The organism is Pantoea sp. BL1 (assembly GCF_000963985.1).
GTDB lineage: Bacteria > Pseudomonadota > Gammaproteobacteria > Enterobacterales > Enterobacteriaceae > Pantoea > Pantoea rwandensis_B.
Window position 1 is genome coordinate 1 of the sequence record NZ_JZRH01000112.1, and the last position, 1116, is coordinate 1116.

Annotated in this window: 1 pseudogene; it reads left to right on the plus strand. The window is 55.7% G+C overall.

Annotated elements, in window-relative coordinates:
- Window positions 1–1116 (plus strand): annotated as a pseudogene (locus VH86_RS24600) (lipase family protein); the annotation flags it as partial.

Below are 1116 nucleotides of genomic sequence, written 5' to 3' on the forward strand. Positions count from 1 at the left end.
CCGGTGAGTAATAATATTTTTCGGCCGGAAACCCGCGACCCAAAATGGCGTTCAGAAGTGCAGGAAAAAGCTGAAGCGGCAGGGCATATGCACCATTACGTGACCATCGGGCAGCTCTGCGATCGGCTGCCGAAGATCGAGGGCTGGGCTGAGCCGGAGCCGCCGAAGTTTCATTTTCCTGACGGAAAAACTCTGAAGGGCACGGAGATTTCCCGGGACGGACTGGACCGTCGACACGTCATCGAAGTCTGCCCGTTCCGCGCATGGGTGCTTGATCTACATGACACTAAAGATTATGACCTCGCCAACGGGCTGAATCTTGGCATTATGGCCGATCTCGTCTATGCACCAGAGGCCAAGAACCCGACCATTAATTACTTTTTCCGGCGGAAATGCCAGAATTTGTCCTGCATCCCGCAGTTTGCTGAGTACCCTTCGTGGTACCACACGCTGGCGGTGGACGTGCCGTTCCGCGAGCGCTATCAGACTCCGGTCTACCTGAACACCGGCGGAGGGCCTGACGGAGAAGGCGACACCCGTCTCTTCACCGTGGAATGCGGTACGCATGTGCTGGTTGCCTGGTGCGGAACTGACAGCCTGCTGAACATCCTGACCGATTTGTCTTTTGCCCCGAAGCGGTCTCTGCCTGAGCTGACCGGGGCTGGAAATGTTCATGGCGGTTTTCTGGAAGCCTACCTGCTGGCAAAAAGTAATTTTGGGGATAGGCTTGACTCAGTTAAGGCAGGTTTAGATCAAAGAAAAAAGCTGTTTGTTTGCGGTCACAGTTTAGGCGGGGCGCTGGCGCTGCTGTATGCCTCAGAAATGAAGGATTACCAGCCCGTTCTGTACACCTACGGGATGCCGCGGACCTTCACCCGTGCGGCGATCGCCTCTCTTGGCAATATCACTCATTACCGGCACGTCAACGACAATGACACTATCACGCAGATCCCGCCGGATGCCGATCTTGATAACGCGTTTTACAGGAAATGGGGTCCACTTGGTGACAAGCTGGGGTTCGACTGGTCGGTGACCACGGCAGCCGGCCTCAGCGTGGCGGTAAGGGATTTGACGTATCAGTCGGTGGGGCTTACGGAGAAAAGAGACCCATACTGG